Source organism: Aureimonas sp. AU20 (assembly GCF_001442755.1).
In the GTDB taxonomy this organism is placed as follows: Bacteria; Pseudomonadota; Alphaproteobacteria; order Rhizobiales; family Rhizobiaceae; genus Aureimonas.
The window spans coordinates 277,211-301,139 of the sequence record NZ_CP006368.1 but is presented as its reverse complement, the minus strand read 5'-3'; the positions used below and the strand labels follow the sequence as shown (position 1 = coordinate 301,139).

General features: G+C 69.3%; 21 protein-coding genes. 8 read left to right on the top strand and 13 right to left on the bottom strand.

Annotation, left to right across the window (positions count from 1 at the left end; all coding sequences use genetic code 11):
* Positions 1–13: 13 nt before the first annotated feature.
* From hemN to M673_RS18305, 4 genes are read right to left on the bottom strand one after another with little or no spacing between them, the layout of a single operon-like run.
* The gene (gene hemN, locus M673_RS18320; RefSeq protein ID WP_061978145.1) at positions 14–1,339 is read right to left on the bottom strand and encodes an oxygen-independent coproporphyrinogen III oxidase; all 1,326 of its coding nucleotides are present in this window, start codon (positions 1,337–1,339) and stop codon (positions 14–16) included.
* Positions 1,336–1,488 carry a cytochrome bd-I oxidase subunit CydX gene (gene cydX, locus M673_RS18315; protein WP_061978144.1) on the bottom strand — a complete coding sequence of 51 codons (153 nt, stop codon included), beginning with the start codon at positions 1,486–1,488 and terminating at the stop codon, positions 1,336–1,338. The genes hemN and cydX overlap by 4 nt, the downstream gene beginning before the upstream one ends.
* A 25-nt stretch (positions 1,489–1,513) precedes the next feature.
* Positions 1,514–2,662, bottom strand: a complete 1,149-nt coding sequence (gene cydB, locus M673_RS18310; RefSeq protein ID WP_148640182.1) for a cytochrome d ubiquinol oxidase subunit II — start codon at positions 2,660–2,662, stop codon at positions 1,514–1,516.
* Between the two features lie 17 nt (positions 2,663–2,679).
* Positions 2,680–4,266 (bottom strand): cytochrome ubiquinol oxidase subunit I, encoded by a 1,587-nt coding sequence (locus M673_RS18305; RefSeq protein ID WP_061978143.1) that lies wholly within the window; start codon positions 4,264–4,266, stop codon positions 2,680–2,682.
* Between the two features lie 188 nt (positions 4,267–4,454).
* On the opposite strand from M673_RS18305, the gene cydD reads away from it, so the two are divergent.
* Both cydD and cydC read left to right on the top strand, forming a co-directional pair.
* Positions 4,455–6,155, top strand: a complete 1,701-nt coding sequence (gene cydD / locus M673_RS18300; protein ID WP_244510308.1) for a thiol reductant ABC exporter subunit CydD — start codon at positions 4,455–4,457, stop codon at positions 6,153–6,155.
* Positions 6,152–7,813, top strand: coding sequence for a thiol reductant ABC exporter subunit CydC (gene cydC, locus M673_RS18295; RefSeq protein WP_061978141.1), 1,662 nt, complete (start codon positions 6,152–6,154; stop codon positions 7,811–7,813). The genes cydD and cydC overlap by 4 nt, the downstream gene beginning before the upstream one ends.
* Here the strand turns inward: cydC and M673_RS18290 are convergent.
* From M673_RS18290 to hutH, 5 genes are all read right to left on the bottom strand, one after another.
* Entirely contained in the window at positions 7,801–8,547 is a 747-nt protein-coding gene (locus M673_RS18290; protein ID WP_061978298.1) for a Crp/Fnr family transcriptional regulator, read from the bottom strand. The two genes, cydC and M673_RS18290, sit on opposite strands and share 13 nt — an antisense overlap.
* 276 nt (positions 8,548–8,823) lie before the next feature.
* Positions 8,824–8,967 (bottom strand): DUF1127 domain-containing protein, encoded by a 144-nt coding sequence (locus M673_RS23750; protein ID WP_082639818.1) that lies wholly within the window; start codon positions 8,965–8,967, stop codon positions 8,824–8,826.
* A 184-nt stretch (positions 8,968–9,151) separates the two neighbouring features.
* Positions 9,152–10,204 carry an agmatinase gene (gene speB / locus M673_RS18285; RefSeq protein ID WP_061978140.1) on the bottom strand — a complete coding sequence of 351 codons (1,053 nt, stop codon included), beginning with the start codon at positions 10,202–10,204 and terminating at the stop codon, positions 9,152–9,154.
* Positions 10,201–11,418 (bottom strand): aminotransferase, encoded by a 1,218-nt coding sequence (locus tag M673_RS18280; RefSeq protein ID WP_061978297.1) that lies wholly within the window; start codon positions 11,416–11,418, stop codon positions 10,201–10,203. The genes speB and M673_RS18280 overlap by 4 nt, the downstream gene beginning before the upstream one ends.
* A gap of 111 nt (positions 11,419–11,529) precedes the next feature.
* Positions 11,530–13,062, bottom strand: coding sequence for a histidine ammonia-lyase (gene hutH / locus M673_RS18275; RefSeq protein ID WP_061978139.1), 1,533 nt, complete (start codon positions 13,060–13,062; stop codon positions 11,530–11,532).
* Between the two features lie 462 nt (positions 13,063–13,524).
* Here hutH and M673_RS18270 point away from each other — a divergent pair, with 462 nt between their 5' ends.
* The 5 genes from M673_RS18270 (at position 13,525) to hutC (ending at position 17,281) form a co-directional block, all read left to right on the top strand.
* Positions 13,525–14,355 (top strand): transporter substrate-binding domain-containing protein, encoded by an 831-nt coding sequence (locus tag M673_RS18270; protein WP_061978138.1) that lies wholly within the window; start codon positions 13,525–13,527, stop codon positions 14,353–14,355.
* Positions 14,356–14,425: 70 nt separating this feature from the next.
* Positions 14,426–15,067 carry an amino acid ABC transporter permease gene (locus M673_RS18265; protein ID WP_061978137.1) on the top strand — a complete coding sequence of 214 codons (642 nt, stop codon included), beginning with the start codon at positions 14,426–14,428 and terminating at the stop codon, positions 15,065–15,067.
* Positions 15,064–15,726 carry an amino acid ABC transporter permease gene (locus M673_RS18260; protein ID WP_061978136.1) on the top strand — a complete coding sequence of 221 codons (663 nt, stop codon included), beginning with the start codon at positions 15,064–15,066 and terminating at the stop codon, positions 15,724–15,726. The genes M673_RS18265 and M673_RS18260 overlap by 4 nt, the downstream gene beginning before the upstream one ends.
* Positions 15,723–16,529 (top strand): amino acid ABC transporter ATP-binding protein, encoded by an 807-nt coding sequence (locus M673_RS18255; RefSeq protein ID WP_061978135.1) that lies wholly within the window; start codon positions 15,723–15,725, stop codon positions 16,527–16,529. The genes M673_RS18260 and M673_RS18255 overlap by 4 nt, the downstream gene beginning before the upstream one ends.
* A 26-nt stretch (positions 16,530–16,555) precedes the next feature.
* Positions 16,556–17,281, top strand: a complete 726-nt coding sequence (gene hutC / locus M673_RS18250) for a histidine utilization repressor (protein WP_061978134.1) — start codon at positions 16,556–16,558, stop codon at positions 17,279–17,281.
* A gap of 222 nt (positions 17,282–17,503) precedes the next feature.
* Here the strand turns inward: hutC and M673_RS18245 are convergent, their stop codons facing one another.
* From M673_RS18245 to M673_RS18230, 4 genes are all read right to left on the bottom strand, one after another.
* The gene (locus tag M673_RS18245) at positions 17,504–18,937 is read right to left on the bottom strand and encodes an FAD-binding oxidoreductase (protein WP_061978133.1); all 1,434 of its coding nucleotides are present in this window, start codon (positions 18,935–18,937) and stop codon (positions 17,504–17,506) included.
* Positions 18,937–20,061, bottom strand: a complete 1,125-nt coding sequence (locus M673_RS18240; RefSeq protein ID WP_061978132.1) for an aminotransferase class I/II-fold pyridoxal phosphate-dependent enzyme — start codon at positions 20,059–20,061, stop codon at positions 18,937–18,939. Before M673_RS18240 ends, M673_RS18245 begins: the two co-directional genes overlap by 1 nt.
* A 160-nt stretch (positions 20,062–20,221) precedes the next feature.
* A complete protein-coding gene (locus M673_RS18235; protein ID WP_061978131.1) occupies positions 20,222–21,334 on the bottom strand; it encodes a 2Fe-2S iron-sulfur cluster-binding protein in 1,113 nt (370 codons plus the stop codon).
* Positions 21,331–22,398 (bottom strand): aromatic ring-hydroxylating dioxygenase subunit alpha, encoded by a 1,068-nt coding sequence (locus tag M673_RS18230; RefSeq protein WP_061978130.1) that lies wholly within the window; start codon positions 22,396–22,398, stop codon positions 21,331–21,333. The genes M673_RS18235 and M673_RS18230 overlap by 4 nt, the downstream gene beginning before the upstream one ends.
* Before the next feature lie 114 nt (positions 22,399–22,512).
* Between M673_RS18230 and M673_RS18225 the strand changes: the two genes are divergently transcribed.
* Positions 22,513–23,436 carry a LysR family transcriptional regulator gene (locus M673_RS18225; protein WP_061978129.1) on the top strand — a complete coding sequence of 308 codons (924 nt, stop codon included), beginning with the start codon at positions 22,513–22,515 and terminating at the stop codon, positions 23,434–23,436.
* The last annotated feature ends 493 nt before the right edge of the window (positions 23,437–23,929 follow it).

Genomic DNA, 23,929 nt, shown 5'->3' with positions numbered 1-23,929 from the left:
GACAGGACGGCGTTCAGACCGACCCGCTGAACGCCGTTTCGCCCTCCGTGCGAAAACGATCGAACACGGCAGCGACGAGGCGCACGAAGGGCCTGCCGGCGGGGGTCATGGTGACGCGGCCGCGCTCCAGCACCACCAGCCCCTCGGCGGCGAGCGGGCGCAGAAGGGCGAGTTCGTCCCCGAAGCGCCCTGCCGTTTCGCCGAGATCGACGGTGAAGGCGCACATGAGGCGCTCGATGATGCCGGCGCGCTCGCGGTCGTCGCCGCCCTCGGCATGGCCGCGCCGCGTCGCCAGCGCGCCGGCGGCGATGCTTGTGCGCCAGCGCCCGACATCGCTCTCGTTCTGCGCGAAGCCGCCGGGCAGGCGGGAGATGGACGAGGGACCGAAGCCGAGAAGCAGCGGATGCGGGTCGTCGGTATAGCCCTGGAAGTTGCGGTGAAGCCGGTTCTCGCGTGCGGCCTCAGCCAGCGGGTCGTCGGCGCGCGCGAAATGATCGATGCCGACGCGCTCGAACCCGGCGGCCTCCAGCGACCGGGCGATGAACTCGGCTTGGCGCAGCCGCTCCTCGCCCCCTGGCAACGCCGCCCCGTCGATCAGGCGCTGGTTGGCGCGGCGAGCCGGCAGATGGGCGTAGCCATAGAAGGCGACGCGGCTGGGCGCCATGGCGAGAACCATGGCCAGCGTCTCGCCGAGGCTCACCTCGCTCTGGTGCGGCAGGCCGTAGACCAGATCGAAATTGAGGCGCGAAATGCCGGCCGCGCGCAGCGCCTCGGCGGCCCGTTCCACCTGGGCCGGCGGCTGGATGCGGCCGATCGCCTTTTGCACGCGCGGGTCGAGGTCCTGCACGCCGAGGCTGGCGCGGGTGACGCCGAGGCCCGCCAGACCCACGGCGAAGCCGGGGTCCACGGCGCGCGGGTCGAGTTCGATCGCATGTTCGCCGTCCGGCTCGATCTCGAAATGCCGGGCGAGTTCGCCCAGCACGGCGGCAAGACCGTCGAGGCCGAGGACGGACGGCGTGCCGCCGCCCCAGCTGATGCGGCCGAGGCGCGCGGGGCCGCCGAGATGCCGGGCGACCAGCGCGATCTCGGCCTGGAGCGACAGGCGAAAGGCGTCCACCACCTCGTCGCGCCGCACCGCCTTGGCGTGGCAACCGCAATAATGGCAGATCTCGCGGCAGTAGGGCACGTGGAGATAGGCCGAGACTGTCTCGCCCGCCGGGATGGCATTGAGCCAGCGCGCCGCATCGACGGGGCCCACCGCGGCGGTGAAGTCCGCCGCGGTGGGATAGGACGTGTAGCGCGGCACGCGCGCGGCCGCGAGGCGCCGGGCCGGGCTCACCGGGCCGGGTCCCCGGAGCCGGGCCGGCTGGCGGGATCGCCGGCGAGGGCCGACAGGCGCCGGTCCTCGCGCATCTCGAACCACATGGCGTTGAGGATGGCGAAGGCGCAGGCGAGACCGACGCCGAGAATCCAGGAAAAGTACCACATCTCAAGTGTCCTTCGGGGTCGGGAGTCAGTAGGCGTTGGGGTTGCGGCCGATCGACTGCGCGTTCACCGGCCCGCTCATCACCCGGTAGACCCAGGTCGTGTAGAGGAGGATGATCGGCAGGAAGACGAGCGTCGCGATCAGCATCACGAAGAGCGTGAGATGGCTCGACGAAGCATCCCAGACCGTGAGGCTGCTGTCCGGCGCGAGCGAGGACGGCAGGAGGAAGGGAAAGAGCGACAGGCCCGCCGTCGAGATGATGCCGAAGATCGCAGCGCTGGAGGCGAGGATCGTTGCCACCTTCAGCCGCGTCCGCAAGCCAACGAAGGCGGCGAGCGAGCCGAGAAGGCCGAGCGCCGGGGCGATCAGCATCCAGGGGTGGCGGCCGTAGTTCGCGATCCAGGCGCCGGCCTCGCGCGACACCGTCTTGGCGAGCGGATTGGAGGGGGCGAGCGCGTCCTGCGCCGAGGTCACGACATAGCCCTCGATCCCGAAGGCGACCCAGAGCCCGCCGAGCGCGAAGAGCGCGGCGGTGGCGAGCGCTGCCCAGCCGCCATAAAGGCGCGCGCGCTCGGCAACCGGCCCCTCGCATCGCGCCGCGATCACCGCCGCGCCCTGTGCCAGGCACATGCCGACGCTGACGAGACCGGCGAGCAGCGCGAAGGGCGTGAGAAGGCCGAAGAAGGAGCCGGCATAGGAGGGGCGCAGCGTCGCGTCGAGCCCGAAGGGCACGCCGAGAAGAACGTTGCCGACAGCCACGCCCGAGATCAGCGCGGGAACGAAGCCGCCGACGAAGAGCACCCAGTCCCAGGTCTCGCGCCAGCGCTTGTCCTTGATCTTGCCGCGAAACTTGAAGCCGACGGGCCGCAGGATCAGCGCCAGCAGGATCACGATCATCGCGAGGTAGAAGCCGGAGAAGCTCGCGGCGTAGAGCGCCGGCCAGGCGGCGAAGATCGCGCCCCCGCCCAGGATCAGCCAGACCTGGTTGCCTTCCCAGGTCGGGCCGACGAGGTTGATGAGGATGCGCCGTTCCTCGTCGGTGCGCGCCGCGAAGGGCAGAAGCGCGCCGACGCCGAGGTCGAGGCCGTCCATGATCGCGAAGCCGATCAGGAGGATGCCGAGCAGCGCCCACCAGACGAGCCGCATGGTCTCGTAGTCGAGGGGAATGTTGGTCACGGGTCGTCTCCTTGGGATCAGCGCTGTTCGGGGGCGGCGGCGGCGCCGGCCGGGATGGCCCGCGAGCCACCAAGGCCGTCGATCAGGGCATTGGCCGCCGAGGGCCCCGCCTTGATGGTTTTCAGCATCAGCACCACCATGACGACGGCGAGCGTGGTGTAGAGGGTGAGGAAGAAGCCCAGGCTGATGGCGAGATCGGTCATCGTCAGGCCGGAGGCGGCGTAAAAGGTCGGCAGCACGCCTTCCACCGCCCAGGGCTGGCGCCCGTATTCGGCGATGAACCAACCCGCCTCGATGGCGATCCAGGGCGTCGGCAGCGAAACGAGCGCGATCCAGAGCAGCGCGCGGCTTTCGCCGATGCGGTGGCGCGAGGCGAGGACGAAGGCTACGGCGAAGAAGGCGATGAGATAGAAGCCGCAGACCACCATGAGGCGGAAGCTCCAGAAGAGCGGCGCGACGCCCGGCACCGTGTCGAAGGCGGCCTGTGTGATCTCCTGCGGGGTCGCATTGGCGATGTCGTCGCGGTAGCGCTTAAGGAGGAGCGCATAGCCGAGATCGCGCCAGTTGGCGGTGAAGGTCGCGCGCGCTTGCCCGTCGCTCGCGTCGGCGCGCACCCGCTGGAGCGCCTCGTAGGCGACGATGCCGTTGCGGATGCGGCCCCCGGCGGTTTCCACGAGATCGAGAATGCCGGGGATTTCGCCCGAGAGCGAGCGCGTGGCGATGAGGCCGAGCGCGTAGGGCACCTGAACCTCGAAGGAGTTTTCCTTGTCGCCCGGCACGGCGAAGAGGTTGAACCCGGCGGGCGCGGGCTCGGTGTGCCACATGGCCTCCATCGCAGCGATCTTCATCTTTTGATGCTCGGTCGCGGCATAGCCGCTCTCGTCGCCGAGCACGACCACCGACAGGGCCGAGGCGAGGCCGAAGGAGGCCGCCACCGCGATCGAGCGCTTGGCGAGCTCCACATGCCGGCCGCGCAGGAGGAACCAGGCGCTGACCGAGAGGACGAACATGGCGCCCGTGACATAGCCGGCCGAAACCGTGTGAACGAACTTCGCCTGCGCCACGGGGTTGAAGATCACGGCCATAAAGTCGGTGATCTCCATGCGCATCGTGTCGGGATTGAAGGTCGCGCCGACCGGATTCTGCATCCAGCCGTTGGCGATCAGGATCCAGAGCGCGGAGAAATTGGCGCCGAGCGCCACCAGCCAGGTGACGCAGAGATGGCCGATCCGCGACAGGCGGTCCCAGCCGAAGAAGAAGAGGCCGATGAAGGTCGCCTCCAGGAAGAAGGCCATCAGGCCCTCGATCGCCAGCGGCGCGCCGAACACGTCGCCGACATAGTGCGAGTAGTAGCTCCAGTTCATGCCGAACTGGAATTCCATGACGATGCCGGTGGCGACGCCCATGGCGAAGTTGATGCCGAACAGCGTGCCCCAGAACAGCGTCATGCGCCGCCAGATCTCGCGGCCGGTCATCACGTAGACGCTTTCCATGATGGCCATCATGAAGGACAGGCCGAGCGTCAGCGGAACGAAGAGGAAATGGTACATCGCCGTGGCCGCGAACTGGAGCCGCGACAGCTCGACGACCGTCATGTCGATCATGATGCTTCACCCGAAGGTTGGCGACCGGCCCCGTGCCGGTGCTCGAAATCGCTCTAGCGCCCGCCCTCGCGGAGCGCCTTGATTTGAATCAATGCGCCCTTCGCGCCCCGGCCCTACGCCGTTCCCCGACGAAGAGGGAACAGGCGGCGATGGCGCAGGAGACGGAAAAACGGGCTGAAGGGCGCTGGATGCGGAGCCTTCGTCCGGCGGGCGGCTGGCCGCTCGCGCTCGGCATGGCGGTGCCGCTCGTGTCGGGCGCGCTTCTGGTCTGGCAGGCGCTGACACTTGCGCGCGTTCTCGGCCGTGCGGTGGGCGAGGGTGCGCCGCTCACCGCGCTGACGCCCGACATCGCGCTTCTATGCGCGCTGCTTCTCGCCCGGGTGCTGCTCGGCCTTCTGGGCGAGGCGGCGGCGGGGGCGGGCAGCGAGCGCATCAAGCTGGCGCTGCGGCGGGCGCTGTTTCGCCGGCTCCTCAGTGAGCGGCCGGACTGGAGTGCGAACCGGGCCTCCGGCGCGCTGGCGGGCGCGTTGGTCGAGCAGGTGGAGGCGCTGGACGGGTTCTTCGCCCGCTTCCTGCCGGCGACGCTCGCCGCCGCGGTTCTGCCGATCGCCTTCGCGGCGGTGGTGATACCGGCGGACTGGGTGGTCGGTCTCCTGTTTCTCCTGACCGCGCCCTTGATCCCGCTTTTCATGGCGCTGGCAGGCTGGGGCGCGGAGGCCGCGAGCGCGGCCCAGGCCGAGGCGCTGGCCCGCCTGTCCGGCCGCTTCGCGGACCGGCTGCGCGGCCTCGTGACCCTCGCGCTGCTCGGGCGCGGCGAGGCGGAAGCCGAAGCGGCGGAACGCTCCACCGACGAGCTTCGCCGCCGCACCTTGCGCGTCCTGCGCCTTGCCTTCCTGTCCTCGGCGGTGCTGGAATTCTTCGCCGCGCTCGGCGTCGCGGGCGTCGCGCTCTATGTCGGCCTCACCTATCTCGACCTCGTGAGCCTGCGCGCCTCGCCGCTGACGCTGGAAGCCGGGCTCTTCTGTCTCCTGATGGCGCCGGAGGTCTACCAGCCGCTGCGCACGCTCGCCGCGCATTATCACGACCGGGCAGGGGCCAAGGCCGCCGTCCACGAAATCGCGGCTGTGTTCGAACACCTGCCCAACCTTCGCGAAGCGCAGGAACTGCCGACGCAAACCCGCCTCCTGCCCGGCGGCGCGCTCGGGATCGAGGCGAGCGCACTTCGGATCCGCGCGCCCGTTGGCAGCCGCAAGATCCTCGCCGGCGCCGATCTCACGCTCGCGCCCGGCGCCCAAGCCGCCTTGTTGGGGCCGAGCGGCATCGGCAAGTCGACCCTTCTAGAGGCCTTAGTGGGCCTGCGAGAGACGGAGGGCACGCTGCGGCTCGGCCCCGTGCCGATCGGGGCCGTTTCACGCGAAGAGCTTTGCCACCGAGTCGCCTTTCTGCCGCAGCGCCCGCATCTCTTCACCGGCACGATCCGCGACAATATCCGCTTCGCCGACCCGGACGCATCGGACGCGCAGGTCCGGCGCGCCGCCGAACGCGCGCGGGTTCTGGCCTTCGCCGGGACACTGCCGCTCGGGCTGGAAACGCCGATCGGCGAAAACGGGCTCGGCCTGTCCGGCGGCGAGCGGCACCGCGTCGCCCTGGCCCGGCTTTATCTCCGCGATCCCTCGATCGTCCTTCTGGACGAGCCGACCGCCCATCTCGACGCCGTGACGGAGGCGGAAGTTTTGCAGGAGCTCCTGCGCTTCACGGAAGGGCGCACGCTTCTCGTCGCCACCCATTCGGCCAGGGTCGCCGCCGCGCTTGGCCGAGCCCTGCGGCTGGAGGGCGGGCGCCTCCTTCCGGTTCCCCATCCGCTCGCCCCGCTGGAGGACGCCGCATGAGCGCGCTTCTTTTCTTCCGCCCGCTCTTTTCGCCCTATGCCGGGCGCTTCGCCCTGGCGCTCGGCCTGTCGCTCCTGGCGCTTCTGGCGGGCGTCCTGCTGCTCGGCACCTCCGGCTGGTTCCTCAGCGCCGCCTCGCTCACGACACTGGGGGCCGCGTTCAACCTCTTCGGCCCGTCGGCGGCGGTGCGCGGCCTGTCGATGATGCGCATCGGCGCGCGCTATGGCGAGAAGCTGATCGGGCATGACGCGACGCTGCGGGTGCTGGGCACGATCCGGGCCTGGACCTTCCGCCAGATGATCCCGCGCGTGTCCGTGCTTGACCGGGCGCTGCGGCGCGGCGATCTCGTCTCGCGCCTCACGGCCGATGTCGATGCGCTCGACACCGCCTTCCTGCTCGCGGTCGGCCCGCTTCTGGCGCAATTGGCGATCGGCGCGCTCGGAACGCTCGCCCTCCATTTCATTCTGCCACCGGCCGCACCGATCTATCTCGCCGGTTGGGCCGCCGCCTCGCTTCTCGCGCCGCTTCTCTTCGCCCTGGCGGGCAAGCAGGGCGGGGCGGCGATCGCGCAGGGCACGGCCGAGCTGCGGATCGCAGCCCTCGACGGGGTGGACGGCCATGCCGATCTCCTGGCCTTCGGCCGCCGCGAAGACGCCGAGGCGCGCTTTTTTGCCCATGCCGAGGCGCTCGGCCGCCTCCGGCGCCGGCAGGCGCTTCGCGCCACTTTGGGTTCGGCCGCCGTGCAGGGCTGCGCCGCGCTGACGCTCATTGGCGTCCTCGTCGCGGGCCTCGCCGCCCTGGAGGAGGGCACGATTTCGGGTCCGCTCCTCGTCGGCCTGCTGCTCGCCGTTCTCGGCAGTTTCGAGGCGAGCGCGCTCACCATGCGCGGCGTCGCCCGACTCGGCCATGCCGCCGGGGCGGCTCGGCGCCTGCGCGACCTCGCCGCGCTGCCGGTCGCACTCCCCGACGCAGCCGAGCCCCGCCCGCTGCCGGCAGGGGCGACGCTCCGCTTCGAGGGTGTGAGCTTTGGTTTCGACCCCGAACGCCCCATCCTGCGGGCTCTCGATCTCGACATGGCGAGCGGCGAGATCGTGGCGATCCGCGGCCCCAGCGGATCGGGCAAGAGCGCCCTTCTGCAGCTAACGCTCCGGCTGGCCGATCCGCAGAGCGGCCGCGTCCTGATCGCGGGCGAGGATATCCACCATGTCGCGCGCGCCGAGCTGCACCGCCGCGTCGCGTTTCTGGAGCAGAACGCACCGGTCTTTCTCGACACGCTACGCGGCAATCTCCTTCTCGCGCGCGCCGATGCGTCGGACGCCGAACTGCGGGAGGTGTTGGAGCGGGTGCGGCTGGGGGCGCTGCTTGCCGCCCTTCCCCTCGGCCTCAACACGCCGCTTGGCGAGGCCGGGCGCACGCTGTCGGCCGGGGAGGCGCGACGCCTCTGCCTTGCCCGCACGCTTCTGTCGCCCGCCGCGATCCTCGTTCTCGACGAGCCGACCAGCGGGCTCGACCGCGACACGGAACTCGCCTTCCTCGCCGATCTTCCCGCGGCCTGCGCGGGGCGCACGGTGATCCTCTCCACCCATGCCGAGCTTCCCGCCGGCGCGGCTTCGCGGACGCTGCGGCTGACGGAGGGTCGGCTGGTTCAGGACCCGTAGCCGGGCAGGCCGGCCACAGCGGCAAGCGCCTTGCTGTCGGGGATTTCGATCGACTGCGGGCTGGGCATGGCGATCAGGCCGCGATTGCGCAGCTTGGTGAAGGAGCGGCTCACGGTCTCGATCGTCAGGCCGAGATAGTCGGCGATGTCGCCGCGCGTCATGGGCAGGGCGATCGGGCTTGCCGGCAGGCGGTGCTCCACCGCGCGGGCGGACAGGAGCACGAGGAAGCTCGCGAGCTTTTCCACCGGCGCCAGCCGCCCGAGAATGAGCTGGTTCTCCCGCGCCTGGCGCAGCGCGGCGCGGGTGAAACGGTGCAGCCGATCCTGAAGCTTAGGAAAGCGCTCGGTCAGCGCTTCCATCTGGCGCACGGGAAAGGCGCACAGCGCGGAAGGCTCCACCGCCTCGGCGCTGGCGGAATAGATGTCGTCGTCGGCAAGGCCGAGATAGTCGCCGGGCATGAGGAAGCCGGTGATCTGGCGTCGTCCGTCCGGCAGGGCGACGGACAGGCGCAACATGCCGGAGGTCAGCGTGAAGACGCTCGTCTTCGCCGCGCCTTCCTCCACCAGCATCTCGTTGGCCTCGAGCCGGCGCGCGGTCATGATACGCTCCAGCGCCCCGACCTCGTCGTCGTTCAAGGCCGCGCAGACCGCCATGGTGCGCACCTCGCACTCGGCGCAGACCCCGCAGGGTGCGCGATGCGCGGCTGACGCGCTTCGAATCTCGACCCGTTCCATCATCACGGCCGCACTATGCGTTTCGTCCCCCCGCGAAGGCAAGGCGCGCGAACGATCGCGGGCAAGCCAGGCGGCGGGCCGATGTCAAAACAAAAACGCCCCTGCCGGGGGAGGACCGGCAAGGGCGTCATGGGTAAGCCGAGGGTTGGGAGGAACCGTTCGGCTCTCACGTCGTGACCGGGGGAGGACCGGCCGGGACGGATGGGGAATGGGTCAAAGCATTTCCAGGCAAAGCGGATACGCTTTGCCGTCGGACAATGCGACAGAAGCAGAAACTTATCGCACCGACTGACGGGCGAGAGCCGGGATCTCGGAGCGCGAGATGCCGAGGTCGGAGAGTTCGCGCTGCGACAGGCGGTTCAGCTCCGTGGCCGTGTTGCGATACTGGCGCCAGGCGTTGAAGGAGCGAGCGATGTTCATAGGAGTCTCCTTTTGGGTCCGGCCTCTCGTCGGTGGTGGCCGGCGTGGTCGTTTTCTTTCGATGACCGGACCATAGGCTCCGGCGGCGAAGATGAGGAGCGCAAAGCTCGAAGGGGAGCTCTGCGCTCGTTCGCTATCGGTGACTCGCAGCACGGACATGCAAGAGACGCATAGCTAACCCGTTTTAGCCACCTCGGTTGAGCGAAGGCGAGAAGGGCAGGAGGCTGAGGATCTCGAACAGCATCTGAGCGCCGGCCTGGGCCGTGTTGGTGGTCGTGTCATATTGCGGGGCCACCTCCACCACGTCGCCGCCGACGAAATCGACACCCTTCAGCCCACGCAGCAGGGCCTGCGCCTCGCGCGTCGAAAGCCCGCCGATCTCCGGCGTGCCGGTGCCCGGCGCGAAGGCGGGGTCGAGACTGTCGATGTCGAAGGAGAGATAGGTCGGCCCGTCGCCGACGACGGCGAGCGCCCGCTCGATCACGGTGGCAAGGCCCAGTTCCTCGACCTCCTCGGCATGGATCACGGTCATGCCGGAGGCGGCGGAGAACTCCCAGAGATAGTCCGACGAGCCGCGAATGCCGATCTGGATCGTGCGCTTTGGGTCGAGCACGCCTTCCAGAACCGCATGGCGGAACGGGCCGCCATGGTGGAAGCGGCAATGGTCGAACGGGCCGGACGTATCGCAATGGGCGTCGATATGGATCATTCCGACGGGGCGATCGCGCCCGACGGCGCGCAGGATCGGCAGCGAGATGGAATGATCGCCGCCGACGCTGAGCGGCATCACGCCCGCCGCGACCACGGCCGCGATCGTGGCCTCGATGTCCTGATGCGACAGGTCGAGATGGAAGCGGCTGCGGAAGGGCACGTCGCCGCAATCGGCCACGCTGAGCTCGCGCCCCGGCATGGTGCGCAGCACATGATTGTAGGGCCCGATACGCTCGATGGCGCGCAGCGCGCGCGGGCCGAAGCGGGAGCCGTTGCGATTGGTGACGCCAAGATCCATCGGCATGCCGATCAGCGCCACGTCGAGTCCTGAAAGGTCGGGCGCCGCCCAATCCACCTGCCGATAGGGCGCGTCAAGCAGCGTCGGCAGGCCGGCATAGGGCGCGACGCGCGTTCCCTTGGCATCGAACAGGCGCGAGGCGACCTCGGCGAAATGCGAATCGTAGATCCGGCTTTCGTTGTCGCCGCCAAAGCGCGTGCGCAGCTCGTCCAGCGTCTCGTCGGTCATGCCATCATCCTTTCGTCGGAAAAGAGCGTGTCGGCCTCGCTCAGCCGATCCGCGAAGCGCTCCAGCCCCGCCGCGTCGACATTGGCGAAGGCGACGCGCAGGAAACGCGATTGCCCGGGGCCGAAGAAGGAGCCGGGCAGGACGAGGAGCCCCAGCCGCGCGGCCAGCGCCTTGGCCACCTCGACATCGGACCGGCCGGGGAAGGGGTGTTCCAGAAAGGCGAAATAGGCGCCCATCTGACGGATGCGCCAGTCCGGCCGCGCGGCCATCGCCGCTCGAAAGCGGTCCGCCTTGTCCAGCACCGCGCGCGTCTTTTCCGCCCGCCAGTCCGCGCACTCCGCGATGCTGGGCGCCAAGGCCACCTGCGGCGGGCGCGGGGCGCAGATCTGCATGCAGTCGAGGATGGTCTCAGCCGCTGAGAGAAGCGCCGGCCCCGCCGTCATCGCGCCCAGCCGATAGCCCGGAATGGCGAAGGACTTGGAGAAGGAATAAAGGCCGATCAGATGCTCGCGCCAGTCCGGCTCGGCGAACAGCCCATGCGGCGCGGCGCGTCCGACGAAGTCGCGATAGGTCTCGTCGAGGATCAGATAGAGCCCGCGCCGGCGGCAGAGGTCGAACAGCGCGCGGATCGTCTCGGGTGGATAGATCGCCCCGGTCGGATTGTTGGGAGAGACGAGAACGAGCGCGCGCGTCGTCTCGTCGATCAGCGCCTCGGCGCTCGCCGCGTCCGGCACGAAGCCGTTCTCGGCGGTGGTTTCAAGCGGGCGCGCCTCGATGCCGAGGAGATCCAGCGTCATCTGGTGGTTGAAGTACCAGGGCGTCGGCAGGAGGATCGAGTCGCCGGCCTTGGCCACCGCCATGGCGGCGACGAAGAAAGCCTGATTGCAGCCGGCGGTGATGGCGACATCCGCCGCCTCGACGCAGGCGCCGTAGAAGCGCGAACTCTCCTCGGCATAGGCAGCGCGAAGGGCGTCGTCGCCGAGGATCGGCCCGTAGCGCGCGGCCTCCGCCCCCGCGCCCTCGCCGGCGAGGCGCCGCGACAGCGCTTCGGGCGGCGGATCGCCCGGCACGGCCTGGCTAAGATCGACCGCCGCCCCCCGCGCCCCGTCGTAGTCGGCAAGCCAGCCCTTCGCCACGGGAATGGGCGGCGGCAGGACCGAGCGGACGAGAGGGTTGGGCTTCGGAGGCGGGGAGGAGGGCGGCCGGACGGCCATGGGCATGAGCTCCGCTGCGAGGATCGGCGGACCGAACCGGAGACGCGCATCCTGCGCGAGGGCCGGGGCCGGAATCAACCACCGGCCCCGCGAAACCGCTCGGAGCGGGTCTCAGCCCAACGCGGGAAGGGCAATGGCGGAGGCCGCCTCCACCACGGCGCCGGAGCGCACGAGTTCGATCGCGGCCTCCAGATCGGGATGGAAATGCCGGTCGTCGGTCAGGGTCGGCACATGCGAGCGCAGCAAGCGGCGCACCGCTTCCAGCGCCGGGCTGGAGGCAAGCGCCGGGCCGAGATCGCAGCCTTGCGCCGCGGCCAGAAGCTCGATCGCGATGACGCCGAAGGCGTTCTCCACCATGGGCAGGAGCCGGCGCGCGCCGTGCGCGGCCATGGAGACATGATCTTCCTGGTTGGCGGAGGTCGGAATCGAATCGACGCTCGCCGGCATGGCGCGCTGCTTGTTCTCCGACACCAGCGCGGCCGCCGTCACCTGCGGGATCATGAAGCCGGAATTGAGCCCAGGGCGCGGCGTCAGGAAGGCCGGCAGGCCCGACAGCGCGGGGTCCACCAGCATGGCGACGCGCCGCTCGGCGATGGAGCCGATCTCGCAGACCGCCATGGCGATCATATCGGCGGCGAAGGCTACGGGCTCGGCGTGGAAATTGCCGCCCGACAGCGCCTCGTCGGTGTCGGCGAAGATCAGCGGATTGTCCGACACGCCGTTCGCCTCGGTTTCCAGGGTCGCGGCGGCCTGGCGCAGGATGTCGAGCGCCGCGCCCATGACCTGCGGCTGGCAGCGCAGGCAATAGGGGTCCTGCACGCGCGGATCGTCAACCCGGTGCGACTCGCGAATGGCCGAGCCCGCCATCAGCGCGCGCAGGGCGGCGGCCGTCTCGATCTGCCCGCGATGGCGGCGCAGGGCGTGGATGCGCGGGTCGAAGGGCGTGTCGGAGCCGCGCGCCGCGTCGGTCGAAAGCGCGCCGGTGACGAGGGCGGAATGAAACAGGCGTTCGGCCTCGAACAGGCCGGCCAGCGCGTTGGCGGTGGAGAACTGCGTGCCGTTGAGCAGCGCCAGCCCTTCCTTGGCCGAGAGCGTGATGGGGGCAAGGCCCGCGCCGGCCAGCGCCGCTTCGGCCGGAACGCGCCGGCCCTCCACGAAGAAATGGCCAACGCCGATCATGGCTGCGGTCATGTGCGCGAGCGGCGCCAAATCGCCCGAGGCGCCGACCGAGCCTTGGCTTGGAACGACGGGCACGAGGTCCTTTTCCAGAAGCGCGCCGAGAAGATCGATCGTGGCGCGCGAAACGCCCGACGCGCCCTGGCCGAGGCTGGCGAGCTTCAGCGCCATCATGAGGCGGCAGACCGCGAGCGGCATGGGCTCGCCGACGCCGGCCGCGTGGCTGAGCACGATGTTGCGCTGGAGCGTCGCCAGATCCTCGCCGCCGATCCGCACGCTGGCGAGCTTTCCGAAGCCCGTGTTGATGCCATAGACCGGCTCGCCCCGCGCCAGGATGCGCAAGACCGCCTGCGCCGAGGCCTCGACCGCCGGCAAGCAGGCGGGGTCGAGCCGGGGCACGGCGCCGCGATGGATGGCGCGCCAGTCGGCCAGCGTCGCGCGGCCGGGGGTGAGGAGAAGCGTGGTCATGGATCTCTCCGACGAAGCGGGACGGGCGGACAAGGCGGCCGGATCGCTTGGCGTGGGGTGCGGGCCGCGCCAGGGCACCCCGTCCTCCCGCGTGATCGGCGGCCGCTCGGATGGAAGCAAAAAGCTATGTCAGGATTCTCGACATGTATAGACATATTTTCCGCCATCTTGCCGAAAGCGGACCCTGACGGAGGTCGCATCTGCCGGGGACGACAGCGCTCTCGATCCGGTCTAGAATAGTTCTCGTTCGAAACGCCTCTGCACCCTCGCGCTGGCGGCGATACGAACGTTCGCCGCTCCGATTCGCTGCAATTCAGCTCCCTGCAGTGCCCACTCATTGGGCGAAAAAAATTCTGCACAGCAATTGACACACCCTATCGCAGCCGCTGTTATGTCTAGGCTTATTGGCGGCGGCTCTTCGCGTCGCCCGTCCCTTCCTTCCCATTCCCGCGGGAGACCGGCATGAACAAACGCTCGCTTCTGAAGGCCGCCTTCGCGCTCGGCTTCTCGCTCTCTCTGCCCTTCGCGGCGCATGCCGAGGACGCGCTGGCCCGCGTCAAAGCGGCGGGCGTCCTGAAGGTCGGCACCGAGACCGCCTTCGCGCCCTTCGACTTCATCGACGAGGCGGGCGAGCACGCCGGGCTCAATGTCGACGCGTTCGAGGAAATCGGCAAGGAGCTGGGCGTCAAGGTTCAATGGGTCGAGCTGCCGTGGGACGGCGTGCTTCCCGGCCTCGAAGCCGGCCAGTTCGACGTCGTCGCCGGTCCCGCCACCATCACCAAGGCCCGGCTCGAGCGCTATCGCTTCCTGTCGCCGATCGCCGAGGCGACGGTGGCGCTCCTGAAGGCCAAGGGCGACGACAGCATCCAGAAGCCCGAGGACATCGCCGGCAAGCTGGTGGGCGCCGGCAAGGCGACCTCGCAGCTGGCGCAGGTCCAGGCCTATGGCAAGACGCTGCCCAAGCCCGTCGAGACGCGCGAATATGTCGGCTTCAACGAAGCCTATGCCGATCTCGCGGCCGGGCGCATCGCGGCCGTCGCCAACTCGCTGCCCAACATCGCCTATGTCGCGGAAAAGCAGCCGGACATCTTCGCCGTGGTCACGCCCGCCTTCGGCCAGAAGAGCTATTTCGGCTTCATCGGCACCAAGAAGGCGGACGACCAGCCGCTGCTCGACGCCATGCAGGCCGCTCTCGTCAAGATGAAGGGCGACGGTCGCCTCGGCGAACTCCAGAAGAAGTGGTTCGGCGTGACCTTCGAGACGCCCGACGTCGCGCCCGAGCCCGCCTTCTGATCTCGGACCGGGCCGCGCCTTTGGCCTTTTCGGCTCCCGGCGCGGCCCGCTTCGCCTTCGAGGACATCCCATGTCGATGAGGCTTTTCGAGCTCATGCTCTGGGCGGCGGGCAACACGCTGTTCCTCAGCATCGTGTCGATCGCGATCGGGCTCGCCATCGGGCTTGTGATCTGCGCCGCGCGCCTGTCGCCGAGCGCAGCTCTGCGCTGGCCGGCGGTCGCCTTCATCAGCTTCTTCCGGGGCGTTCCGCTCCTCGTCCAGCTGCTTCTGATCTACAATCTCCTGCCGGTTCTCGGCCTCATGGTGCCGAGCACCGTCGCGGCGCTGATCGGCCTGTCGCTCTGCACCGCCGCCTATCAGGCGGAGAACCTGCGCGGCGGCTTCGCATCCGTTCCCCGGGGTCTTATGGAGGCGGCCGACATGGTGGGCCTCAACGCCTGGCAGCAGTTTCGCCGCATCCGCGCGCCGATCGCGCTTCGGCTCACGCTTCCGGCCCTCGTCAACGAGGCGATCCTCATTCTGAAGGCTTCCTCGCTCGTCTCGGTCGTCGGCGTCATCGAGCTGACGCGCATGGCGCAGAATCTTTCGGCCAGCACCTACAAGCCGCTTCTCTTCTATGCGGTGGCGGGCGGTCTCTATCTCGCGATGAACTGGACCCTGGCGGGCGCGGGCTCGCTCACCGAGCGGCTGGTGCGGACGGGGCGGGCATGAACTTCGATTTCGCCCTCATCCTCGCCCAGCTGCCGGCGATCCTGTCCGGCCTGCGCCTCACCGTGCTTATCTGGGTCGCTTCGACCTTTGGCGGCCTCCTTCTCGGCTTTCTCGTCGCCACCGTGCGCCAGTTCGGCCCGGGTTGGGCGGGCGCGCTCCTGCGGGTCGTGGTAGAAATCCTGCGCGGCACGCCCTTTCTGGTGCAGATCTTCCTCCTCTATTTCGGCGGCCCGGCCATCGGCCTGCGGCTCGATCCCATCCCCGCCGGGCTGATCGGCCTCACCGTCTACGGCGCGGCCTATTTCTCGGAAATCTTCCGCGCCGGATTCCGCGCCATTCCGCCCGGCCATGTCGAGGCCGCCGAATGCGTCGGCCTCACGCGCCGGCAGATCGTCCTGCGCATTCTCCTGCCGGAGATGACGATGCTGGTCCTGCCGCAATGCGTGAATATGACCATCCTTCTGGTCAAGGAAACGGCGGTCCTCTCCATCATCACCGTGCCGGAAATGACCATGGTGATCGGGGCCATCGGCTCGCAGCAATATGCCTTCGTCGAGGCCATGTTCCTTCTCGCCCTCTTCTACTGGCTCTTGGTCGAGATCTGCGGGTGGCTCGGCCGCTTCAGCGAACGTCGGCTTTCCAAGTTCAGGTTCTCATGAGCACGCGCATTCCCGCCATCGCCGTCCGCAATCTCACCAAGCGCTTCGGTCAGACCGAGGTGTTGAAAGGGATCGACCTCGAAGTTCCCAGCGGTTCCACGACCTGCCTGATCGGCCCTTCGGGCTCGGGCAAATCCACGCTTTTGCGCTGCATGGCCTTTCTGGAGGAGGCGACGAGCGGCACGATCCATGTCAATGGCGCGCCGCTGGGCTTCACCGAGGATGGAAGCGGTCGGCGCGTGCGCCTGCCGCAAAGCTCGATCCGCGAGGTGCGCGGCCATATCGGCATGGTGTTCCAGCAGTTCAATCTCTGGCCGCACATGACCGCGCTCGGCAACGTCTCGGAAGCCCTGAAGCGCGTGCGCGGGTTGAAGCGGGACGAGGCCGAGGCGCGCGCCATGGAGCAGCTTCGCCATGTCGGCCTTGGCGAGCGCGCCGGGCATTACCCCTCGCAGCTCTCGGGCGGCCAGCAGCAGCGCGTCGCCATCGCCCGCGCCCTGGCACTCCAGCCCGCCATCATGCTGTTCGACGAGCCCACCTCCTCGCTCGACCCGGAGCTGACGGGCGAGGTGCTGAACGTCATGCGCGATCTCGCCACTGAGGGCATGACTATGGTCGTGGTGACGCACGAGATCGGCTTTGCCGCCTCGGTCGGCCAGCAGATCGCCTTTCTCGACGGCGGCAAGCTGCTGCTCGTCGGCGCGCCGGGCGAGGTCTTCGCCCATCCGCGCCACCCGCGCCTGACGCAGTTCCTGGAAACCTATCTCGATCGCGGCGCGGCCATGCTGCTTCAGGCGCCGTGAGCGGCGCGGGCCTTGATCCAGCGCGCATGACATCGGCCACGCGCCCTTCGCTGCACCAGACCATCCTTGCCGATCTGCGCGGCCGCATTCTCTCGGGCGAGTGGCCGCCGGGCACGCAGCTTCCCTTCGAGCAGGCGCTCGCCGCGCAGTTCGGCTGCTCGCGCATGACGGTCAACAAGGTGATGGGCGAGCTCGTCTCAGCCGGGCTGATCGAGCGTCGGCGCAAGGCCGGCAGCTTCGTGCGCCGGCCCCAGTCCTATTCCGCCGTGATGGAAATCGCCGACATCCGCCGCGAGGTGGAGACGCTGGGCCTCGCCTACGGGTTCGAGATGATGCGGCTCGAGCGTCGCGAAGCCTCGGGCGCCGACCAGACGCGGCTGGGCCTCGCCGAGCCGCATCCCGTGCTCTCCATCCTCTGCCGCCACTTCGCCGCGCGCCAGCCCTTCTGCCTCGAAAACCGGCTGATCGATCTCGCCGTGGTGCCGGACGCGGCCGAGACGGATTTCGCCGCCGAACCGCCGGGTGCCTGGCTCATGGCGCGCGTGCCATGGACGAGTGCCGAGCACACGATCCGCGCGGCGGGCGCCAATGCGGCCACCGCCTCCGCGCTTCTCCTCGACCCCGGCACGCCCTGCCTCGTCATCGACCGGCGCACCTGGAACTCGGAGGCGAGCGTCACCGCCGTCGAGATCACCTATCCCGGCGAGGCGCACGAGCTCGTCGCCCGCTTCACGCCCTCGCCGGGGGCCTAAGAGCCCGTTTGGAAACTCGGTCAGGTCGATCCGCCGGTCCCTTTCCGCCTCCGTCCCAGAGCAAGCCATGCCGCGCGAGCGCGGCAAATGTCCCGCCCGTCCGATTGGACCGTCGCCGGTACTCGCCCATGCGCTGCATGGGCTGCGCCCGGCTCCCCGCGGTGACGAAAAGGTCCTCGCCGGCTCTCCGCCCGGAGGTATTGTTAGGCGCTCTCAGTTCGCTCAGCGACGGATGACGACGCCCGGGTTCATCAGCCCGGCCGGATCGAGGCTAGATTTCAGGACCCGCATGAAGGCGAGCTTGCCGGGGTCGGCGGTCGCCTCCATCGGGCCGATGCGCTTGGTGCCGACGCCGTGCTCGGCCGAGAAGGAGCCGCCGCGCTGGCTGACGTCGCGATAGAGCGCATGTTCGACCTTCGCCATGAGGTCGGGCTCCAGCGGGCCGGGGCGGTTCAGGATCAGATGCAAATTTCCGTCCGCTAGATGGCCGAAGACGAAGGGCGCAAAGCCTTGGTCGATCGCCTTCAGCTCGGGCAGGAGCCGATCGAGATAGGCCGGAATTTCCGACTGCGGCAGCGACACGTCGAAGGACGGGGCGGCGGGATAGGTGTGGTAGACGAGGTCGGTGTCCTCACGCAGGCGCCAGAGATCGCGCTCCTGCCGCAGGGACTGGGCGATGAGGCCCGACGCCTCGGGAAAGCGCTCCACCACCGTCTCGAACAGGGTCTCGAACGCGGCCGGAAGGGGGCCGCCCTCGGCGCCGCCGATCGACAGGAGGAGATAGACCGGCGCGGTGCGGTCGATCGCCTCGCTCTCCCAGCCGAGCGCACCCGCCGTGTGGTCGAGAAAGGGCTTCCACATGGCCTCCGCGCCGCGCAGGGCGACGCCCGGAAGCGCCAGCGCGAGGCGGATCACCTCCAGCACCGCCTCCACCGAGGGCAGGCCGAACAGCGCCGTGGCGCTCGCCTCCGGCAGCGGGTCGAGCTTCAGGACGGCGCGAGTGACGATACCGAGCGTGCCCTCGCCGCCGATCAGGAGATGCTTGAGATCGTAGCCGGCGGCGGTCTTCACCACGCGGGTCAGATCGCTCATCACGGTTCCGTCCGGCATCACCGCTTCCAGCCCGAAGACGCGGTGGCGCATGACGCCGTTGCGGAAGGCCATGATGCCCCCGGCATTGGTGGAGATCATGCCGCCGATGGTTGCCGTGCCGCGCGAGGGCAGGTCGATGCCGGGCTCCAGCCCATGAGCGGCGGCGGCCTCCTGCACCGATTGCAGCGTGGCGCCCGAGCCCACCGTGACGGTGCGCTCGATCGGGTCGAGCCGCTCCACGGCGTTGAGCCTTGCGGTGGAGACGACGAGTTGCCCCGGCGCCGAGACCGAGCCGCCGACAAGGCCCGTACGCCCGCCCTGCGGCACGATGGCGACGCCCGCCTCACGGCAGAGGCGCACAACGGCCGCGACCTCCTCGGTCGAGCCGGGCAGGGCGAGGCAGCCGCTTTTCAGATTGTCCTTGTTCCAGCCGGGGTCGATCGCGGCCAGCGCCTCGCCCGTTCGCACATGGGCGGGGCCGAGCAGGGCGCGCAGCCGATTCTCGAAACCGGCGGGAAGGGCCGGGGCGGCTGCGATGATCGGGTCTGGCGTCCGGTCTGGCATCAGGTCTGGCTCCAACGGATGAGGGCGCGGAGAAAGCGCTCATTATCGGCCGGCGTGCCGATCGTCACGCGCAGATAGCGCTCGAAGCCGGGCTCGCGCCAGGGTTTGACGATGATACCGTCCGCCAGAAGCGCCGACGACGCCGAGGCGCTGTCGCCGCCGCAGTCCACGAACAGGAAGTTGGTGTGGGACGGAGCCGTGCGAAAACCGGCCGCTTCCAGCCCTTGCGCCAGCGCCGCGCGGCGCGCTTCCAGGCGGCGGACGGAGGCGCGCATCCAGTCCTGGTCCGCCAATGCGGCAAGGGCCGCGATCTGCGCCGCGCCGTTGACGTTGAACGGCGTCTTGGCCGCCGCGATGGCGCGGGCGAGCGCCGCACTGGAGGCGATGGCATAGCCGACGCGCAGGCCCGCCAGCCCATAGGCCTTGGAAAAGGTGCGCAGGATCGCGAAGGGCAGGCCGGCGCGTGAGAGAATGCGCCGCGCGTCCGGCAGCGCGTCGCCGCCATATTCGAAATAGGCCTCGTCCAGCACGAAGAGCGTGCCGCGCCCGCGCGCCGACTCGGCCAGCCGCGTCAGCGCGGCCTCGTCCAGCGCGGGGCCGACCGGGTTCCAGGGCGAGGAAAGGAAGGCGAGCGCCGGCCCGCGCGCCAGCGCCGCCGCCAGGGCGTCGAGGTCGAAGCCGAAATCGGGGCGCATGGCGATCTTGCGCACCCGCGCGCCGGCCGCCAGCGGCTCGATCTCGTGCAGGCCGAAGCTCGGCGCGACGGTCAGCACCTCGCGCCCCGGTTGCAGCGCCGCGCGCGAAAGGGCGGCGATCATCTCTTCCGAGCCGTTGCCGCAGACGATGCGGTCGGGCTCTTCGTCCAGAAAGGCACCCAGCGCCCCGCGCAGGGCGTTGCAGGCCGGGTCGGCGTAGCGCGAGGGATCGTAGCCCGCGAGCGCTTCCAGAACGCGCGGCGAGCAGCCGTCGGGATTCTCGTTGCTGGCCAGCCGCGCGATGTCCTCCCGCCCGCTGGCCTGGCGCGCGGCCGCAAGGCTGAGTCCCGCATTATAGGCCGGCAGGGCCGCCACATGCGGGTTGAGCTGAAGCGGGGCCTCGGCGGCAGGTTGCGGAAACTCGCTCAAGAAGGACTCCGATCGGTTCGGGAAGGGCAGGGGACGCGTCTGCTCAAGCCCTCGGCGGTGGGGACCTCTTGCGGGACCTCCTGTCGCGGGCGAGGCGTCGATGGCTTGATGCGAGGGCGCGGCGTCGAGGCTCTACCCGCTCGGGTCTCGGGACGGATGCTCAGATGTCCAGCGTGACGTCGCCGCGCGGCCGTGTGCAGCAGAGAAGAACCTGGCCGGGCGCGGGCTCGTCCAACGGCTCCTCGGTGTACTCGACCTCGCCCGACAGGAGCGCGGCGCTGCAGGTCATGCAGACGCCCGAGCGGCAGCTGAAGGCGGGCGAGAGGCCGGCGCCTTCCGCCAGTTCCAGAAGCGAGCCCGCGCCCTCGCGCCAGACCGTCGCGCCGCCGGAGCGGGCAAAGGACACGAGCGGCCCTTCGCCGGCGGAGGCGGGTTCCGGCGCGACCGGAGCGGGCGCGACGGGGGCCGGGGCAGGGGCCGCGCCGAGCAGCGAGGCGGGGCCGAAGAACTCGGTGGCGATCCGCTCCGGCCGGACGCCGAGGCCCAGCAGCGTCGCATACTGCGCCTGCATGAAGGGCGTCGGCCCGCAGAGATAGACGTCGTAATCGTCCAACGGCAGGAGCGACCGGAGAAGCGCGCGCGTCACGAGGCCCGAGGCGACATGACGGCCGCGCGCCTCGTCCTCCGCCGTCGGCGCGCGGTAGACGAAATGGGCGCTTATGCCGGCGCGCGCGGCCGCCAGCGCCTCCACCTCGTCGGCCAGCGCATGGTTGCGCCCGTCCTCGCAGGCATGGACGAAATGCACGGGCCGGTCGGATCGCTCGGTCAGATGGTGCAGCATCGCCAGCAGAGGCGTGATCCCGACGCCGCCCGACAGGAGAAGGACGGCGCGTCCGCTCGTCTCGTCCAGCACGAACTCGCCGCGCGGCGCGCTCGCCCAGACCTCGTCGCCGGGCCGAAGGCGATGGTGGAAATGGCCCGACCCCAGGCCCGCGCCGTCCGCCCCGCGCGCGCAAGGCTCGCGTTTCACGGAGATGCGGTAGGTTCGCCCGTCCGAGGGGCCGGAGATGGAATAGTTGCGCAAGGCCCAGCCGCCTGGAGAGGCGGCGTCGGGCAGGCGGAACACGAGGAACTGCCCCGGCGCGAAGGGCGCCCAGCCGCCGGGGTCCACCGGCTCCAAGAAATACGAGGTGATGGCCGCGCTCTCGCGCCGGGCGTCCAGCAGGCGCAGACGCCGGAAGCCGGCGGGGGCGGCCAAGGGGGCCTCGCTCATTCGGCCGCGACGGAAGCGGGGGCGGGAGGTGCATTGGAGGCGAGTGCCGCCCGCTCGGCCTCGATCAGCTGCTGCATCCGGCGGCGGAAGCGCAAGGGGCCGACATCGATCTTGAGATCGAGATTGGGCGTCTGCTTGTTGGCCATGCCATAGTCGACCGCCTCCAGAACGACGCGGTCCTCCTCGAAGGCGCCGCGCACCGACTTGGCGAAGCGGGCGGAAACCTCGGCGTCGTCCGGCGCGAAGTTTCGCATTTGGAACCAGTAATATTTGGTGTGACCTTCGTCGACCGGCGTCATGAAATTGTAGCTGTCCATCAGGAACACGTCCTCGTGCAGCGGCTCGCCCTCGCGATAGCTGTTGGCCGGCACGAAGATCGCCTTGATGATGGCGTTCGAGGGATAGCGCACCTCGTAGTGCTGCTTGCGGTCGCAATGGCCGCTGAATTTCAGGAAGGGCGCGTAGAAGGGCGCCGGCTCGGAATCGATCATCCAGCGCCAGACCGTGACGCCGTTCGGCGCGACCGTCGTTTCCAGCGGCGTCTCCTCGCAGGCCGAGCTGGCGAAGGAGCTCTGGTGGACCCAGGCGACATGCGAGGGGTCCAGGAGATTGTCGGTCATGTAGAGATAGTTGCAGGCAAGCGTCATGGACTCGCCGCGATTGATGCCCCAGGCCGGGTCGCCCCAGTGTTCCACAGCGAAAATCTCGGCCGGGTCGGCCTTTTCCGCCTCGCCCATCCAGATCCAGAGCAGGCCGTAGCGCTCGTGGATGGGGTAGGCGCGAACGCGCGCCACATGCGGAATGCGCTCGGCGCCGGGAACGCGGGTGCAGGTGCCCGTGCCGTCGAAGGTGAGGCCGTGATAGCCGCACTCGACATCGTCGCCCTTGATGCGGCCCATGGAGAGGGGGAGCTTGCGATGCGGACAGGCATCCTCCAGCGCGGCGACCGCGCCGTCGCGGCGGCGATAAAGGACGATGTTTTCGCCCAGCACGCGGACGGGCATCAGCCCCTCGGCGACTTCGTGATCCCAGGCCGCGACATACCAGGCGTTTCGCAGAAACATCGATCGATCCTCACCGTCCCATTCCCAACATTGTCGAAACTTTCGGCAGGCGGGGCAACCGGCTGAAAACTGTGCTATGTTTTAGTTATTCTAAATCCAAACTGCTTGAGGACCATGGCGCCCATCCCGCATCTCAAAGCGCTTCAGGCCTTCGCCGCCTTTGGCACGCATGGCAGCGTGAGCGAGGCGGCGCGCGAACTCGGCGTTTCGCCCGGCGCGGTGACGCAGCAATTGCAGAAGCTGGAAGAGCATCTGGGCCTTTCGCTGATCGAGCGGCGCGGCCGGCGGATGGAGCTGACGCGCTGGGGCCGGCTCTACCATGCCGAGATCCATGCGGGCTTCGCGCGGCTGGCTGGGGCGGTGGAGATCGTGCGCCGGGCGCGGGGCGACACGGCGCTCAGCCTCAGCGCGCTCACCTCGGTGCTCGGCAAATGGATCGGGCGGGAGATTTTCGAGTGGCGCGCGCTGTGTCCGGGCTCGGTGGTGCAGCTCGTCGGCACGGAACAGGAGCCCGATCTGGAACGGGACGGGATCGACTTTCGTATCTTCTACGGGCCTCAGCCGCGCTATCTCCACGCGGCGGAACTCTTCACCGACTGGGCCGTGCCAGCCTGCTCGCCGCGCCTGATCGAGGGGCACAGGCTGCGAGAGGGCGCCGACATCCTGAGCTTCCCGCTGCTTCACATCGTCTGGGCCGGCGCTGCCTCGCTGGCGCCGAGTTGGGAGGACTGGGCGGCGGAGGTGGGCGCGCCGGCGGGCGAAATTCCGCGCGACCTTTCCTACATGCTGTCCTCCAGCGCGATCGACGCCGCGGTGGCGGGGCGGGGCTTCGTGCTGGCGCAGATGTCGATGATCGCGGACGAGTTGGAAAGCGGCCGCCTCGTCGTTCCCTTCGATCGCCGGCTGCGGCTGGCCGCTCCTTACTTCCTCGCCTGGAGCCCGCCCTCGCTGGACAAGCCCTTCGCGCGGGACTTCCACCGCTGGCTCATCGCCAAGGGACGCCGGCAAGGGGCGCTGTCGGCGCCGGTGCCGCAATAGTTTGACGGGGAGCTATCGATCGCAAATCACTGAGGAGACGTTCAAATGCCGACGGGGCCGGTCGGCGAGGTCGCGGGATGCTCACCGATGACGGGTCAAGTCCCGGCCGCGCCGGCTGAGATTGCGTCATCGGGATCGGAGATACTTCGCCCTGACCGTCAACTCCGCGAACTGCTCGGCCAAATTCTCTATGGTACCCCGCTCGCACAACCCTCTGATTAGGGTAAGAAAAACCGAAGCTTCATAATTTGTCTTATGGAACACGAATAATGGGGTGAGTGTCAGCTGGCAGTCCGTTGCCCAAGAAGCCCGGTGCGGACCGATCAAGATCGCCGCATCCAGGCTGACACGTCCAAAGTGCCGTAGGCAGAGCCAAGTGGCAAGCCGCCCCTTATGCAAGAGCACGAGCCGAACGCCCTCAAGCGCCGACACCGGTCGCCCGATTTCAGCAAAGTGTCGGCTTTCGGCGAACGGAGGCGTCGGGCCGACGTTG